This window comes from Pseudomonas sp. Pmew2 (assembly GCF_058129885.1).
In genome coordinates this window covers 1,918,144-1,934,395 of sequence record NZ_CM176702.1, presented here as the reverse complement: position 1 = coordinate 1,934,395, position 16,252 = coordinate 1,918,144, and the positions used below count along the sequence as shown (strand labels likewise).

General features: G+C 58.5%; 12 protein-coding genes, 2 tRNA genes and 1 pseudogene. 6 read left to right on the top strand and 9 right to left on the bottom strand.

From position 1 onward, the window contains the following. Nucleotides 1-3: 3 nt before the first annotated feature. The 4 genes from AC4ANK_RS08945 to AC4ANK_RS08930 all read right to left on the bottom strand — a co-directional run bounded on the left by AC4ANK_RS08945 (nucleotide 4) and on the right by AC4ANK_RS08930 (nucleotide 2,052). The gene (locus tag AC4ANK_RS08945) at nucleotides 4-1,194 is read right to left on the bottom strand and encodes a CaiB/BaiF CoA transferase family protein (protein ID WP_031594860.1); all 1,191 of its coding nucleotides are present in this window, start codon (nucleotides 1,192-1,194) and stop codon (nucleotides 4-6) included. Nucleotides 1,195-1,316: 122 nt separating this feature from the next. Then, entirely contained in the window at nucleotides 1,317-1,697 is a 381-nt protein-coding gene (locus tag AC4ANK_RS08940; RefSeq protein ID WP_002552627.1) for a hypothetical protein, read from the bottom strand. Nucleotides 1,698-1,878: 181 nt separating this feature from the next. Then, nucleotides 1,879-1,955 (bottom strand) — tRNA-Asp (locus AC4ANK_RS08935). A gap of 21 nt (nucleotides 1,956-1,976) precedes the next feature. Next, nucleotides 1,977-2,052, bottom strand: a tRNA-Val gene (locus AC4ANK_RS08930). A 171-nt stretch (nucleotides 2,053-2,223) separates the two neighbouring features. Between AC4ANK_RS08930 and rdgC the strand changes: the two genes are divergently transcribed. Both rdgC and AC4ANK_RS08920 read left to right on the top strand, forming a co-directional pair. Beyond that, nucleotides 2,224-3,144 (top strand): recombination-associated protein RdgC, encoded by a 921-nt coding sequence (gene rdgC, locus AC4ANK_RS08925; protein ID WP_002552626.1) that lies wholly within the window; start codon nucleotides 2,224-2,226, stop codon nucleotides 3,142-3,144. 90 nt (nucleotides 3,145-3,234) lie between these two features. Then, a complete protein-coding gene (locus tag AC4ANK_RS08920; RefSeq protein ID WP_002552625.1) occupies nucleotides 3,235-4,182 on the top strand; it encodes a bile acid:sodium symporter family protein in 948 nt (315 codons plus the stop codon). Nucleotides 4,183-4,279: 97 nt separating this feature from the next. Here AC4ANK_RS08920 and AC4ANK_RS08915 read toward each other — a convergent pair whose 3' ends face one another. After that, nucleotides 4,280-6,154, bottom strand: coding sequence for an MFS transporter (locus AC4ANK_RS08915; protein WP_002552624.1), 1,875 nt, complete (start codon nucleotides 6,152-6,154; stop codon nucleotides 4,280-4,282). Nucleotides 6,155-6,397: 243 nt separating this feature from the next. On the opposite strand from AC4ANK_RS08915, the pseudogene AC4ANK_RS08910 reads away from it, so the two are divergent. Beyond that, nucleotides 6,398-9,871: pseudogene (locus AC4ANK_RS08910) on the top strand (hybrid sensor histidine kinase/response regulator). A gap of 55 nt (nucleotides 9,872-9,926) precedes the next feature. Here the strand turns inward: AC4ANK_RS08910 and AC4ANK_RS08905 are convergent. Both AC4ANK_RS08905 and cysK read right to left on the bottom strand, forming a co-directional pair. Next, a complete protein-coding gene (locus AC4ANK_RS08905) occupies nucleotides 9,927-10,865 on the bottom strand; it encodes an aspartyl/asparaginyl beta-hydroxylase domain-containing protein (RefSeq protein ID WP_002552622.1) in 939 nt (312 codons plus the stop codon). Between the two features lie 177 nt (nucleotides 10,866-11,042). Next, nucleotides 11,043-12,017, bottom strand: a complete 975-nt coding sequence (gene cysK, locus AC4ANK_RS08900) for a cysteine synthase A (protein ID WP_002552621.1) — start codon at nucleotides 12,015-12,017, stop codon at nucleotides 11,043-11,045. A 126-nt stretch (nucleotides 12,018-12,143) separates the two neighbouring features. Here cysK and AC4ANK_RS08895 point away from each other — a divergent pair, with 126 nt between their 5' ends. Beyond that, nucleotides 12,144-13,211, top strand: coding sequence for a DUF748 domain-containing protein (locus AC4ANK_RS08895; protein ID WP_002552620.1), 1,068 nt, complete (start codon nucleotides 12,144-12,146; stop codon nucleotides 13,209-13,211). On the opposite strand, the gene AC4ANK_RS08890 is transcribed toward AC4ANK_RS08895, so the two are convergent. After that, entirely contained in the window at nucleotides 13,208-13,696 is a 489-nt protein-coding gene (locus tag AC4ANK_RS08890) for a DUF2442 domain-containing protein (protein WP_031594859.1), read from the bottom strand. The genes AC4ANK_RS08895 and AC4ANK_RS08890 overlap by 4 nt on opposite strands. Beyond that, a complete protein-coding gene (locus AC4ANK_RS08885; protein WP_044317730.1) occupies nucleotides 13,693-13,923 on the bottom strand; it encodes a DUF4160 domain-containing protein in 231 nt (76 codons plus the stop codon). The genes AC4ANK_RS08890 and AC4ANK_RS08885 overlap by 4 nt, the downstream gene beginning before the upstream one ends. 205 nt (nucleotides 13,924-14,128) lie before the next feature. Between AC4ANK_RS08885 and AC4ANK_RS08880 the strand changes: the two genes are divergently transcribed. Both AC4ANK_RS08880 and AC4ANK_RS08875 read left to right on the top strand, forming a co-directional pair. Beyond that, entirely contained in the window at nucleotides 14,129-14,974 is an 846-nt protein-coding gene (locus AC4ANK_RS08880; RefSeq protein ID WP_002552618.1) for an AAA family ATPase, read from the top strand. A 39-nt stretch (nucleotides 14,975-15,013) separates the two neighbouring features. Further along, on the top strand, nucleotides 15,014-16,192 hold the full coding sequence (locus AC4ANK_RS08875) for a vWA domain-containing protein (protein WP_002552617.1): 1,179 nt from the start codon (nucleotides 15,014-15,016) through the stop codon (nucleotides 16,190-16,192). Nucleotides 16,193-16,252 lie beyond the last annotated feature (60 nt).

Sequence of the window (16,252 nt, the reverse complement as noted above, 5' to 3'; positions counted from 1 at the left end):
GGATCAAATGATGCCAAGCCGACGCCATTCGGCGCGAGTGGCTGCGTCTATACCATGTGCTTCGAGAACGGCGTCGGTGTGCTGACCCAGGGTCGGCGCGGGCGTTCTTACCTGGCCCGGCGTGCCTTGAAGTTTAGGCACAATCCCCGGGAGGGTAACGGGCGTGCCGTCATCCAGCGCGCTCTGCAACAACATGTCACGCGCCTGATAATGCGGGTCGCCGGCGATATCGGCAGCGTCGTAGATCTTGCCTGCCGGGATACGCGCCTCGTTGAGTGCAGCAAGAACTTCGTCCATCGAGCGCTCGGCGGTCCAGGTCGAAATGGCAGCATCAATGCGTGCCACATGCCTGACCCGCCCGTCGTTGTGCTCAAGCTCGGGGTCATTGGCCAGATCCATTCGACCGATTTTTTCCATCAACCGGCGGTAGATACTGTCGCCATTACCTGCGATCAGCGCGTACTTGCCATCATTGCAGCGGTAGGCGTTGGTTGGTGCAATGCCTGGCATGCTGCTGCCTGCTGGCTCACGGACAGTACTGAATACCGAATACTCGGGAATCAGGCTTTCCATCACGTTGAACACTGACTCGTACAACGCGACATCTATCTGCTGCCCATCACCGCCATTCTGTTCTCGGTGACGAAGCGCCAGCAGAATGCCGATCACGCCGTGCAACGCTGCAAGTGAATCGCCGATCGACACACCGACACGCACCGGCGTACGCCCTGGCTCGCCCGACAAATGACGCAAACCGCCCATCGCCTCGCCTATTACGCCAAAACCCGGCCTGTCACGGTACGGGCCGGTCTGCCCATAGCCGGAGACGCGCAGCATGATCAGTTTCGGATTGAGGGCATGTAGCTCTTCCCAACTGAGCCCCCAACCCTCAAGTGTAACGGGGCGGAAATTCTCCACCAGCACATCTGCATCACGGATCAGCTGGCGGGCCATCTCCTGCGCCTTTGGTTGACGCAGGTCGAGGGTCACCGACTGCTTGTTGCGCGACTGCACCGCCCACCATACGGAGGTGCCGTTGTGCAGCAAACGCCATTTGCGCAAAGGATCACCGGTCAGCGGCGGCTCGACCTTGATGACCTCGGCACCGAACTCGGCAAGGATCTTCGCCGCAAAAGGTCCGGCAATAAGCTGGCCCAGCTCCACCACCTTGATGCCCTGAAGAGGTAAGTTCATGACACGTCCGTTCTTGTTGGGAATGGATAGATGATCTGCGCAAATGCGGTGGATGGAAAGCCGGAGGTGTTTAACGAGGTTCTGCCCTCGAGAAAGCCCCGCACCCGGTGAGGCTCATTCAATCAGTTGCTGCACGCCAGCTGAAACCCCATGGAAGCGTCACCCGAGGCACCGTCCTTACCGACCATGAGACCTAACACATTGACTTCTTTTGTGGTGGCAGCCCCACCCAACTTGACGTGACCGTAGAACAGCCGTTCATAGTCACTGGTATCAATAGAAGATGCCGAGCAGAAACCAGGCGAGTGTTTGAAGTGGCCCTCATTGAAAATCACTTTATACGTTGCGAAATAGTCGTTCTTACTACTGTAACTTACGGACTTGATCCACGGAGACGACTGAGTAACGACAGTACCGTGCTGATCGATGGTCGCGGTGTGCAGCACAGGCAAGGCCAACGCGCTGACGGAGGCGGCCATGGCCGATGCAGATGGCCCGCGCATGGTCGAAAGCCTGGGCGGAAATAGCTTGGTCGTATGGTTACCAGGATGGCTCGGTAGCTGCCTGTCACACCCCGATGAATGAACGAAGACTTCATCGTTTCAGGAAAGCAGAAAGCAGAAAGCCCGCACAAGGCGGGCTTTCTGTTTGCTTCAAGGAGTTCAAGGGCCTTGAAGCTGAATATGGCGCAGCGGACGGGACTCGAACCCGCGACCCCCGGCGTGACAGGCCGGTATTCTAACCGACTGAACTACCGCTGCGCATAACACTAAAAGCGAGTTTGGTGGGTGATGACGGGATCGAACCGCCGACCCGCTGCTTGTAAGGCAGCTGCTCTCCCAGCTGAGCTAATCACCCTTCACTCTCGGTGTGGCGCGCATTCTACGGAGCGACCTGCACTCTGGCAAGCACTTTTTTAAATAATTTTTATAATCCTTCCAAAGGCTTACAAACGCTCTGTGCAGGGTTGGCCGCAGCCGCCGAGGAGCGAATAATGCCCGCCTTTGTATAGAAAGAGAGACTCACCTCATGTGGTTCAAAAACCTGCTTGTCTATCGCCTGACCCAGGACGTGCCTTTCGATGCCGAAGCGCTGGAGACAGCACTGGCAACCAAACCGGCTCGTGCCTGCGCCAGCCAGGAGGTGGCCACCTATGGTTTCGTCGCTCCTTTCGGCAAGGGCGAGGACGCTCCATTGGTACACATCAGCCAGGACTTCCTGCTGATTGCTGCACGCAAGGAAGAGCGCATTCTGCCGGGCAGCGTTGTACGCGACGCGCTCAAGGAAAAGGTCGACGAGATCGAAGCCGAGCAGATGCGCAAGGTCTACAAGAAGGAACGTGATCAGCTCAAGGATGAAATCATCCAGGCCTTTCTGCCGCGTGCGTTTATCCGCCGCTCCGCGACCTTCGCTGCCATCGCGCCAAAGCAGGGCCTGATTCTGGTCAACGCCTCCAGCCCGAAACGCGCCGAAGACCTGCTGTCGACCCTGCGTGAAGTGATCGGCTCGTTGCCGGTACGTCCGCTGACCGTCAAGGTTTCGCCAAGTGCGACCATGACCGACTGGGTCAAGACCCAGAAAGCGGCCGACAACTTCTTCGTGCTGGACGAGTGCGAACTGCGCGACACCCACGAAGACGGCGGCATCGTACGTTGCAAGCGTCAGGACCTGACCAGCGACGAAATTCAGCTGCACTTGAACACCGGCAAGGTCGTCACCCAGCTGTCGCTGGCCTGGCAGGACAAGCTGTCGTTCGTGCTGGACGACAAGCTGGTGGTCAAGCGCCTGAAGTTCGAAGACCTGCTGCAGGATCAGGCGGAACAGGACGGTGGCGACGAGGCACTGGGCCAGCTGGACGCCAGCTTCACACTGATGATGTTGACCTTCGGCGAGTTCCTGCCGGAACTGTTCGACGCGCTGGGCGGCGAGGAAATCCCGCAGGGGATCTGATCCCCGCCCGTCGCTGCCTGCAACACCGCGCCGTCCTGTGAGACGGCGCGTTCATTTCACACAGGTTTTTTTTACAGGAGGGAGCACCCCATGCGTGCGTTGGCAGCCTTGAGTCGGTTTGTCGGTAACACCTTTGCTTATTGGGTGCTGCTGTTCGCCATCCTGGCGTTTCTGTTCCCGCAGGCCTTTATCGGTCTGAAAAGCTGGATCGTACCGCTGCTGGGTCTGGTAATGTTCGGCATGGGTCTTACCTTGAAGCTGGAAGACTTCTCTGAGGTGGCGCGAAACCCGTGGCGCGTTGCGCTGGGGGTGGTCGCGCACTTTGTGATCATGCCCGGCGTGGCCTGGTTGCTGTGTCAGGTGTTTCAACTGCCGCCGGAAATCGCTGTGGGTGTGATTCTGGTCGGCTGCTGCCCGAGCGGTACGTCATCCAACGTCATGGCCTGGCTGGCCAAAGGTGATCTGGCGCTGGCGGTGGCAATCGCGGCGGTGACCACCCTGCTCGCCCCGCTGCTGACCCCGACCCTGATCTGGTTACTGGCGTCGGCGTGGCTGCCGGTGTCCTTCCTCGATATGTTCTGGTCGATTCTGCAACTGGTCATGCTGCCGATCGTGCTCGGTGTGGTTGCACAGCGTCTGCTGGGCGCACGGGTCAGCTACGCCGTGGACGTGCTGCCGCTGGTCTCGGTGGTGAGCATCGTGATGATCGTCTGCGCCGTAGTTGCCGCCAGCCAGGCGAAAATCGCCGAATCGGGCTTGTTGATCATGGCCGTGGTGATCCTCCATAACACCTTCGGCTTTTTGCTGGGTTATTTCACCGGCAAGGTCTTCAAGCTGCCATTGGCGCAACGCAAGTCACTGGCGCTGGAAGTCGGCATGCAGAACTCCGGCCTGGGCGCTGCGCTGGCCAGCGCACATTTCTCGCCGTTGGCGGCGGTGCCGAGCGCGCTGTTCAGCGTCTGGCACAACATTTCCGGTGCGTTGCTATCGACGTATTTCAGGAAGATGCCGGAGGAAGAAACCAAACCGGGCCTTTGATCAGCGGCGGCACCTGAAGGTGACGCAGAGCGTCACGAAATGCATGCCTACGAGCATTGGCACGGTAGTCATATCGTGCCAATTCAGCGCGGAGCGCTTATTGCACCTTCCCTCTCAGTGCCTTCACCTCTTCACGCACATCCACCGGCGTTGCAACATCTGCTGCAATGGGCGAACCCGCGACCAGCACCACACGCGACCAGAGGCGACGGAACAGGGTCTTGCTCGGGTCACGGCTGAAAAAGCTGCCCCACAACCCTTGTAGTGCCAGCGGAATGACCGGCACCGGGGTTTCCTCAATGATGCGGCTCATGCCGCTCTTGAAGCCGCTGATCTCGCCGTCGGTGGTCAGCTTGCCTTCCGGGAAGATGCACACCAGCTCGCCTTCCGCGAGGTACTGAGCGATGCGCTTGAACGATTGCTCGTAGATGTCCATGTCCTCGTTGCGCCCGGCAATCGGGATGGTCCCAGCCGTGCGGAAGATAAAGTTGAGGACCGGCAACTGGTAGATCTTGTAGTACATAACAAAACGGATCGGCCGCCGCACTGCACCGGCAATCAGCAACGCATCGACAAAGGACACATGGTTGCAGACCAGCAGCGCTGCGCCCTCATCTGGTATCCGGTTCAAATCGCGATGCTCGACGCGGTACATGGAATGGCCCAGCAGCCAGATCATGAAGCGCATGGTGAACTCGGGGACGATTTTGAAGATGTAGATATTGACGGCGATGTTCATCAGCGACACCGCCAGAAACAGCTGCGGAATCGACAGTTTGGCGAAGCTCAGCAGCAGGATCGAAACAATCGCCGAAACCACCATGAACAGCGCGTTGAGGATGTTGTTGGCAGCAATGACCCGTGAGCGCTCTTTCACCGGTGTTCGCGATTGGATCAGGGCGTACAACGGCACGATATAGAAGCCGCCGAACACGCCAATGCCCAAAATATCGAACAACACCAGCCAGCCCTGCCCGTAGGAAAGGACCGCCAGCCAGTCGTTGGCCTGCACGTTCTGCGGGAAACCACCGGAATGCCACCACAGCAACAGACCGAAAATCGTCAGCCCCATCGAGCCAAACGGCACCAGCCCGATCTCGACCTTATGCCCGGATAACCGCTCGCAAAGCAGCGAGCCCAGCGCGATGCCAATGGAGAACACGGTCAGGATCAGCGTGACGACCGTTTCGTCGCCGTACATCCACTCTTTGGCGTAAGCGGGGATCTGCGTCAGGTAGATAGCACCGACAAACCAGAACCACGAGTTGCCGACAATCGAGCGCGAGACTGCGGGCGTCTGTCCAAGCCCCATGCGCAGGGTCGCCCATGACTGGGTGAAAATATTCCAGTTGAGTTTCATCTCGGGCGAGGCGGCAGTCGCGCGCGGAATACCGAAGCTGGCAACGAACCCCAGGCAGGCGACCAGCACGATAGCGGCCGCAACAACCCAGGCATAGTGCGCAGAAGACATCATCACGCCAGCACTGATGGTGCCGGCCAGAATCGCCAGAAAGGTGCCCATCTCGACCAGCGCGTTGCCGCCGACCAGTTCGCTCTCGCGCAGGTGCTGAGGCAGGATCGAATATTTGACCGGCCCGAACAGCGCCGAATGCGTGCCCATGGCGAACAGCGCCGCCAGCATCAATTCAAGGTGATCGAACAGAAAGCCCGCAGCCCCGACCGCCATGATGACGATCTCGCCGAACTTGATAATGCGGATCAGCGTGTCCTTGGGGTACTTCTCGCCGAACTGCCCGGCCAGCGCCGAGAACAGGAAGAACGGCAGGATGAACAGCAAGGCACACAGATTGACATAGATCGAACGATCCCCGTCGATGCTCAGCTTATAGAGGATGGCGAGGATCAATGACTGCTTGAAAATATTGTCATTGAACGCCCCGAGGGACTGCGTGATGAAAAACGGCAGGAAACGGCGTTTCCCGAGCAAGCTGAATTGTGACTGTTGGCTCATCGTCCGTGGTCCTGAGAGGCTAGGGTGAACTGACGTAGCCGCCAATCCGAGGCACATTGAAGACGTAACGCTGCCGAATGTCGATAGGACATTTCTTTTTACAAAACACCCCGCACCTTTTTTCATCGTTACTAGCGTTTGCGTAACAGCTGCGACACCCCGCCACGCTCGACCTTGGTCGACAAAGACGAAGCGCGGCCATCGTGCGAGACTGCGCGCTATCGATACGGTGTGGAATTTCATATGTCGCTGTCCAGCGGGCTGATTGCGGCCGTTGCCCTTACCTACATGGCCATCATGTTCGCCATCGCCTTTTACGGCGACCGGTACAGCGCATCGCTGCGCCCGACCATGCGCGCCTGGGTCTACAGCCTGTCGCTGGCGGTGTATTGCACCAGCTGGACGTTTTTCGGTGCGGTGGGTCAGGCCGCTGAACAGCTGTGGTCGTTCCTGCCGATTTATCTGGGGCCTATCGTGCTGATGGTGCTGGCACCCTGGGTGCTGCAGAAGATGGTGCTGATCAGCAAGCAGGAGAACATCACCTCCATTGCCGACTTCATCGCGGCACGCTACGGCAAGTCCCAGTCACTGGCGGTCATGGTCGCGCTGATTTGCCTGATCGGCATGCTGCCGTATATCGCGCTGCAACTGAAAGGCATCGTGCTGGGCGTGAATATCCTGATCGGTGCCGTGGCTGATTCCACCGGCACCCGCGCTCAGGACACCGCGCTGGTGGTGTCGCTGATTCTGGCGTTGTTTACCATCGTCTTCGGCGCACGCAATCTGGATGTGACTGAACACCATCGCGGTATGGTGCTGGCTATTGCTTTCGAAGCGCTGGTCAAGCTGTTCGCGTTCATGGCAGTCGGCGTGTTTGTCACGTTCGGCCTGTACGACGGATTCGACGACCTGTTCAATCAGGCCAAACTTGCGCCACGCCTCGAGGAATACTGGCAAGACACGATCAACTGGCCGTCGATGTTCGTGCAGACCGGTGTGGCGATGATGGCGATTGTCTGCCTGCCGCGACAGTTTCACGTCACGGTGGTCGAAAACATCGAGCCTCAGGACCTGAATCTCGCCAAATGGGTGTTCCCGGCCTATCTGGCACTGGCGGCATTGTTCGTCGTGCCGATTGCGCTAGCCGGACAAATGCTGCTGCCCGCGTCCATGCTGCCCGACTCGTTCGTGATCAGTCTGCCACTGGCGCACGCTCACCCGTCACTCGCCCTGCTGGCCTTCATCGGCGGCGCATCGGCGGCAACCGGTATGGTGATCGTCGCCTGCGTGGCGCTGTCGACGATGATATCCAACGACATGCTGCTGCCCTGGCTGTTAAGGCGCAAAAACACCGAGCGGCCGTTCGAAGCGTTTCGTCACTGGATGCTCTCGGTAAGGCGCATCAGCATTGTGATGATTCTCCTGCTGGCCTATGTCAGCTACCGGATGCTGGGCTCAACGGCCAGCCTGGCGACTATCGGGCAGATTGCCTTCGCCGCGATCACCCAGTTGGCACCGGCCATGTTCGGTGCGCTGTACTGGAAGCAGGCTAACCGGCGTGGTGTCTTTGCAGGCCTGGCGGCGGGGATCTTCATCTGGTTCTACACCTTAGTATTGCCGGTCGCGGCGCATGGCATGGGCTGGTCGCTGAGCAATTTCCCGCTACTGTCCTGGCTGCACAGCAACCCGTTCGACCTGCCGATCTCACCGATGACTCAGGGCGTGGTGCTGTCGATGGCCGGCAACTGCACGCTGTTCGCCTGGGTGTCGATGTTGTCGCGCACCCGAGTGGCGGAGCACTGGCAGGCAGGTCGTTTCATTGGCCAGGAAACCCAGGGGCGCGACTTCAGCCGACCGCTGCTCGCCGTCCAGATAGAAGACCTGCTCAACCTCTCGGCGCGCTTTGTTGGTGAAGACCGGGCGCGTCAGAGCTTCATTCGCTTCGCCAACAGACAAGGCAAGGGTTTCAACCCCAGTTTGAATGCCAACGGAGAGTGGATCGCGCACACCGAGCGGCTGCTGGCTGGCGTGCTCGGCACTTCCTCGACCCGCGCCGTGGTCAAGGCTGCTATTGAAGGGCGCGACATGCAGCTGGAAGACGTCGTACGCATCGCCGACGAAGCGTCCGAAGTCTTGCAGTTCAACCGTGCGCTGTTGCAGGGGGCCATCGAAAACATTACCCAGGGCATCAGTGTGGTGGATCAGTCCTTGAGGCTGGTGGCCTGGAATCGCCGCTACCTCGAGCTGTTCAATTACCCCGAAGGCCTGATTGGCGTCGGCCGGCCGATTGCCGACATCATTCGCTACAACGCCGAACGTGGGCTGTGCGGGCCGGGTGAGGCCGAAGTGCATGTAGCGCGACGCCTGCACTAGATGCGTCAGGGCCGCGCGCACACCTCGGAGCGGCTGTTCCCCAACGGGCAGGTGATCGAGCTGATCGGCAATCCGATGCCCGGCGGCGGTTTCGTCATGAGTTTCACCGACATCACCGCGTTTCGTGCCGCCGAACAGGCCCTCAAAGGCGTCAATGAAAGCCTTGAGCAGCGTGTCGCCGCACGTACCCATGAGTTGTCGCAGCTCAATCAGGCGCTGACCGAGGCCAAGGGCACCGCCGAAGCCGCCAACGAATCGAAAACCCGCTTTCTGGCCGCCGTCAGCCATGACCTGATGCAGCCGCTGAATGCTGCAAGGCTGTTTTCTGCTGCGCTGTCGCATCAGCAGGACGGAATTTCCAGCGACGCCCAGCAATTGGTCCAGCATCTGGACAGCTCGTTGCGTTCTGCCGAAGACCTGATCAGCGACCTGCTGGACATCTCGCGCCTGGAAAACGGCAAGATCACCCCGGACCGCCAACCATTCCCGCTCAACGCGCTGTTTGACACCCTGGGCGCCGAATTCAAAGCGCTGGCCCAGGAGCAAGGTCTGAATTTTCGTGTCAGAGGCACTTCACTGCGCGTCGACAGCGACATCAAGCTATTGCGCCGGGTCCTGCAAAACTTCCTGACCAATGCTTTCCGCTATGCCAAAGGCCCTATTCTGCTGGGTGTCAGGCGTTACGGCGACAGCCTGAGCCTTGAGGTCTGGGACCGCGGGCCGGGCATCCCCGAAGACAAGCGCCAGGTGATCTTCGAAGAATTCAAACGCCTCGACAGCCACAAGACTCACGCAGCGAAGGGGCTGGGCCTGGGGCTGGCTATTGCCGATGGTTTGTGTCGCATTCTCGAGCACCCTTTGCAGGTGCGTTCGTGGCTTGGCAAAGGCAGCGTTTTCAGCGTGCGGGTGCCACTGGCAGCAGCCCCGGCGACAATGCCCGACACGCTGCCGGATGTCAGCCGACCCGCGCTGAACGGCACGCAGGTGCTGTGTGTCGACAATGAAGACAGCATCCTGATCGGCATGAACAGCCTGCTATCACGCTGGGGTTGTCAGGTGTGGACCGCTCGCAGTCGTCAGGAATGCGAAGCACTGCTGAACAATGGCGTCAGGCCGCAGATTGCGTTGGTGGATTACCATCTGGATGAGGGAGAGACCGGCACTGAGCTGATGGCCTGGCTAAGAACACGCCTGGGGCAACCAGTGCCGGGCGTGCTGATCAGCGCCGATGGTCGTCCGGAGTTGATCGCTCAGGTGCACGCAGCAGGACTCGATTATCTGCCAAAACCGGTCAAGCCTGCAGCGCTGCGAGCGCTGCTGAGCCGGCATGTGAATCTGGACTGAGAAAGGGCTGACGGTTGTTCGCCGTGACCGCGGACAACCGGATCAAAGCGGTTGCTTAACCAAACAACCAGTAGCCCAGCAATGTCAGCACCACTACCGCCAGCACAGGCCGCAAAACGCGGTAAGCCTTGGGGTTGGCGCGCTTGAACTGCTTGACCTTGCCACTGAAGACGTCGCTGAAGCGCTTGCTGAACGCATACGCCTGATTGATCCCGCCGACCCGCTCGTCGTCCAGATTCTGCGGCGCGGTTGCGCGGCCCAGAAACGCACTGACGCTGCGGTTCACACGCGTCATGAAGCGGTTGGTCAGCGGACGCTCGACGTCACAGAACAGAATCACCCGGGTCTGCGGCGTTTCATTCTTGACCCAGTGCACGTAGGTCTCGTCGAACATCACGTCCTGGCCGTCACGCCAGGCGTATTCCTTGCCATCGACAAAGATCCGGCAGTCATCGGAGTTCGGCGTGGACAGCCCCAGGTGATAACGCAGGGAACCGGCAAACGGATCGCGGTGCGGATTGAGGTGGCTGCCGCCCGGCAACAGCGCGAACATCGCGCCTTTGACGTTGGGAATGCTGTTGACCAACTCAACGGTCTTCGGGCAAAGCGCTTCGGCAGATGGCAGTGCCTTGTCATACCATTTCAGATAAAAACGCTTCCAGCCCTTCTTGAAGAACGAGCCGAAACCGGCGTCGTTATTCTTCTCGGCCGCACGAATGTAGCCTTCATCGAACAGGTGCATGGCTTCGTCGCGAATGGTTTCCCAGTTGTCCTTGAGGATATCCAGCTCAGGGAATTTGCTGCGATCCAGATACGGCTCGGAGGGCACACGGGAAAACAGGTACATCAGTGCGTTGTAAGGCGCGAACAATGCCGAATGGTTGACGAACTGCCGCAACAGGGGCAGCCGGGCCCGACCGCGCAAATGAACGTACAGCGTGCTGCCCAGAAACAGCATCAGGATCGATGCCTTGGCAACAAATGAAAGGGTCATGAAGCTCTCCTTGAAGCGGGCAGATAACGCCAAACGTCACGCGGGCAGTACTGATGCATGATTCTGAATGAAGGACCGCAAGCACCGGACGAACAGAGATAATCGTCCGGTGACGCGTAAGCTGACCATCATAAACCCTTGCGTTGCCCGCATGAAGTGCACACTTGCGAAGATGTGTTACTGGGAAAGCTCCTGATCGGTAAACAGGTCGCTGAACAGCATGCTGGACAGGTAACGTTCGCCAGAGTCAGGCAGGATCACCACGATAGTCTTGCCCTGCATCTCCGGTTTTTCAGCCAGACGGACGGCTGCCGCCATGGCTGCTCCGCAAGAGATACCGCAAAGGATGCCCTCTTCCTGCATCAAGCGCCGCGCCATGGCCTTGGATTCCTCATCGGTGACACGCTCTACGCGGTCCACAATCGACAGATCGAGGTTTTTCGGAATGAAACCGGCACCGATGCCTTGAATCTTGTGCGGGCTGGGTTTGATCTCTTCACCGGCCATCGCCTGGGTGATAATCGGCGAACCGTCTGGCTCGACCGCAACCGACAGGATCGGCTTGCCTGCGGTGTGCTTGATATAGCGGGAAATACCGGTGATAGTCCCGCCAGTCCCGACGCCTGCCACCAGTACGTCGATAGCGCCGTCGGTGTCCGCCCAGATTTCAGGGCCGGTGGTCTTTTCATGGATGGCCGGGTTGGCCGGGTTCTCGAACTGTGCGGGCATGAAATATTTTTCCGGATCGCCCGCCAGCAGCTCTTCTGCCTTGGCAATCGCGCCTTTCATCCCCTTTGCCGGTTCAGTCAACACCAGTTCGGCACCCAACGCCTTGAGTACCTTGCGACGTTCTATGCTCATGGAAGCGGGCATGGTGAGCATCAATTTGTAACCACGGGCGGCGGCAACGAATGCCAGGCCAATCCCGGTATTGCCCGAGGTCGGTTCGACGATGGTCATGCCGGGCTTGAGTTTGCCGCTGCTTTCAGCGTCCCAGATCATGTTGGCGCCGATACGGCACTTGACGGAGTAGCCCGGATTACGCCCCTCGATCTTGGCCAGAATCGTGACACCGCGTGGCGCAATACGATTGATCTGCACCAGCGGCGTATTACCGATGGAATGGGCGTTATCAGCGTAGATACGGCTCATGAAAGTGTCCTTGTGCACATCGGTTAAAGACCCAAAGCCTATGCCGCCAGCCCTGGGGCGTCCAGTCTGACCGAACGGATGACCGCGTGCGTAGTCAATCCCTCATTGAAACAGGAGACTCATGTCATGAAACGTCGCTACAGCTGGCCGCTATGGACCCTGGCCGCTCTGGTAGTTCTGCTGATCGCGATCAATATCGCCTTGCCCTATCTGGTGCGCGACTATCTGAACGACAAACTGGCCGACATGGGCGACTACCGAGGTGAGATCACCGACGTAGACCTCGCACTATGGCGAGGGGCTTACCGGATCAAGGGACTGAAGATCGTCAAGACCGATGGCAAGGTCCCGGTGCCCTTTTTCGACGCACCGATGATCGAACTGGCTGTCAGCTGGCATTCACTCTGGTATGACCATGCAGTGGTGGCGAAAGCCCTCTTCACCGACCCGCAGATCAACTTCGTGGACGGCGGCAGCAAACAGAACTCGCAGACCGGTCAGGGCACCGACTGGCGTACCCAGATGGACAAGCTGCTGCCCATCACCCTCAACGAATTGCGCATCGATAACGGGCGCATCACGTTCAATAACTTCAACTCCACGCCCAAGGTCAAAATCGAGGCGGATCAGGTCAATGCCAGCATCTATAACCTGACCAACGTGGTCGACGTGGAAGGCAACCGCGATGCCGAGTTCAAGGGCAAGGCACGTCTGCTGGGCCATGCCGATCTGGAGAGCACCGCCAGATTCGATCCGTTCAGCAACTTTGAAGATTTCGACTTCAAACTGCGCGCCACCGGCATTCAGCTCAAGAAGCTCAACGACTTCTCGTCGGCGTATGGCAAGTTCGATTTCAACGCCGGCGATGGCGATGTGGTGATTGAAGCGCAGGCCGACAAAGGCCAGCTCAAGGGCTATATAAAGCCGCTGCTGCGCAACGTGGACGTGTTCAACTGGCAGCAGGACGTCGAGAACAAGGACAAGGGCGTTTTCCGCTCGATCTGGGAAGCGCTGGTCGGCACCAGCGAAACCGTATTGAAAAACCAGCGGGAAAACCAGTTCGCCACCCGTGTCGATCTGAGCGGCAGCGTCCATCAGCAGGACATCAGCGGCTTCCAGGCGTTTCTGCAGATCCTGCGCAATGCTTTCGTGCAGGCATTCAATGCGCGTTATGAGAGCAGCAAGGGGTCTTAGTGGTCCTTTTTATCCACGGAATAAACACCCCGCTCCTCGGCGGCATGTGCCTGTTGCTGCAATGCATCCCAGCCCAGGCAAGCCAGCGCAAGGGTACGTGGCGTAGCTTCGCGAGAGTTGCTGTAGCGAGTGATGCTGCGAGGGCTGACACCCAATGCCTGTGCGGCCTTAGCCAAGGGCAAACCCGTGCGGGCACGCCACCCGATGAAAATACGCGTGTTTTCGTCGGTGGCAGCTTGAGCCTGAGCGTCGAGATACAGGGTATCCGCACCGATCTGGATATCCAGTTCAGGCCATTCAACCGTCCAGCCATCATCGCCCACTTGGGCGTGGGCAAAGGCTTCAGCAGCAATCAGGGGTCGTAACCCCGGAAAAGCCTGCACATCAGCGCTCATGTCGAGGACGAATTGTTGATCGTCGATGAATGTCAGGGCCAGCCGGTATCCGGACTGCGCCTGAACATCCCTGAGCCGGGGTCGTTTCATGGATGCCATCGTTTCCACTCCTCCATCAGTTCGTCGCGGTGAATTCGTATCCATTCGAGAGCTTCCTTAAGCACAACAGTCGGGGCATGTCCGCGCATGGGCTCTACGAGCTCAAGGCAAATCAGTACATCCAGACCACCACCGGTCAGATGCACATGCGGCGGCAGGTGGTCTTTTTCCCTCAACTGAATCCTGTATTTATCCCTGAATCTGTATTTAGTCGACATGAAGCGTATGGTATAGCCAAATTAGCCATACCAAAAGCAGCGTTACAATTTCGACCCGGTCACTGCGTGACGCCCCATTCAAGAACTGAATGAGGCGTCTGCGTTCACAGCCGTCCGGAAGCCACGTTATAGTTCCGGCATTGCTTGCCCCTGTTACGGTGTGCGCGCCGACAGGCTGCGCCTACCCACGTGAAAAGGATTGATCATGAAGTTCGAAGGCACCCCGGCATACGTCGCCACTGACGATCTCAAGCTGGCGGTCAACGCGGCAATCACGCTGGAGCGTCCGCTGTTGGTCAAGGGCGAGCCCGGCACCGGCAAGACCATGCTGGCCGAGCAACTGGCCGAGTCCTTTGGCGCGAAGCTGATCACCTGGCACATCAAGTCCACCACCAAGGCACATCAGGGCCTTTACGAATACGATGCCGTCAGCCGTCTGCGTGACTCTCAGTTGGGCGTGGACAAAGTCCACGACGTACGTAACTACCTGAAAAAGGGCAAGCTCTGGGAAGCCTTCGAGTCCGATGAGCGGGTCATTTTGCTGATCGACGAGATCGACAAGGCCGACATCGAGTTCCCCAACGACCTGTTGCAGGAACTCGACAAGATGGAGTTCTACGTCTACGAAATCGATGAAACGATCAAGGCCAAAAAGCGCCCGATCATCATCATTACCTCCAACAACGAAAAGGAATTGCCGGACGCCTTCCTGCGTCGCTGCTTCTTCCACTACATCGCCTTCCCGGACCGTGCCACGCTGCAACGCATCGTCGACGTGCATTACCCGGACATCAAGAAAGACCTGGTGAGTGAAGCGCTGGACGTGTTCTTCGACGTGCGCAAAGTGCCTGGCCTGAAGAAGAAGCCTTCCACGTCCGAGCTGGTGGACTGGCTGAAGCTGCTGATGGCCGACAACATCGGTGAAGCCGTGCTGCGTGAGCGCGACCCGACCAAGGCGATCCCGCCGCTGGCCGGGGCGCTGGTCAAGAACGAACAGGATGTGCATTTGTTGGAGCGTCTGGCGTTCATGAGCCGCCGCGGCAACCGTTGAGCGCCTTCATCCACCCCGTTACGTAAAAGGGCGACAGCCATGCTGCTCAACCTGTTCAACGAAATGCGCGCGGCCAGAGTGCCGGTGTCTCTGCGTGAATTGCTGGACCTGATCAATGCGCTGAAACAGCGGGTTATCTTTGCCGATATCGATGAGTTCTACTTTCTTGCGCGCACGATTCTGGTCAAGGACGAGCGTCATTTCGACAAATTCGACCGGGCCTTCGGTGCGTATTTCAAAGGTCTGGAAAATCTCGACGATCATTTGCAGGCATTGATCCCCGAAGACTGGCTGCGCAAAGAGTTCGAGCGCTCGTTGAGTGACGAGGAACGCGCGCAGATTCAGTCCCTCGGCGGCCTCGACAAGCTGATCGAGGAATTCAAGAAGCGTCTGGAAGAACAGAAGGAACGCCACGCCGGTGGCAACAAATGGATCGGCACAGGGGGCACCAGCCCTTTCGGCTCGGGGGGCTATAACCCTGAAGGCATTCGTGTCGGCGACGCAGGGGAACGCAAGGGCAAGGCAGTCAAGGTGTGGGATCAGCGCGAATATAAAAACCTGGACGATCAGGTCGAGCTGGGTACGCGCAACATCAAGGTGGCCCTGCGCCGTCTGCGCAAGTTTGCCCGCCAGGGCGCTGCGGATGAACTGGACATCGACGGCACCATTGATCACACCGCTCGCGATGCGGGCCTGCTGAACATTCAGATGCGCCCTGAGCGGCGCAACACCATCAAATTATTGCTGCTGTTCGACATCGGCGGTTCGATGGACGCGCACGTCAAGATCTGCGAAGAGCTGTTCTCGGCCTGCAAGACCGAGTTCAAGCATATGGAGTATTTCTACTTCCATAATTTCATCTACGAATCGGTGTGGAAGAACAATCTGCGCCGCAGCTCGGAGCGAACCGCCACTCAAGACCTGCTGCACAAGTACGGCGCAGACTACAAAGTGATTTTCATCGGCGACGCTTCGATGGCACCGTATGAAATCACCCAGCCCGGTGGCAGCGTCGAACACTGGAATGAAGAAGCAGGCTATGTATGGATGCAGCGCTTCATAGCCAAATTCAAGAAGATCATCTGGATCAATCCCTATCCGAAAGATGCCTGGGACTACACCACGTCCACGCATATCGTGCGCGACCTGATTGAAGGACAGATGTACCCGCTAACCCTGCGCGGCCTGGAGGAAGGCATGCGTCATCTGGCGAAATAAGCATGACGGGCGCGTGCTGACTCTACGCAACGCCCGTTCTCGTTATTACCCTCTCCAGCG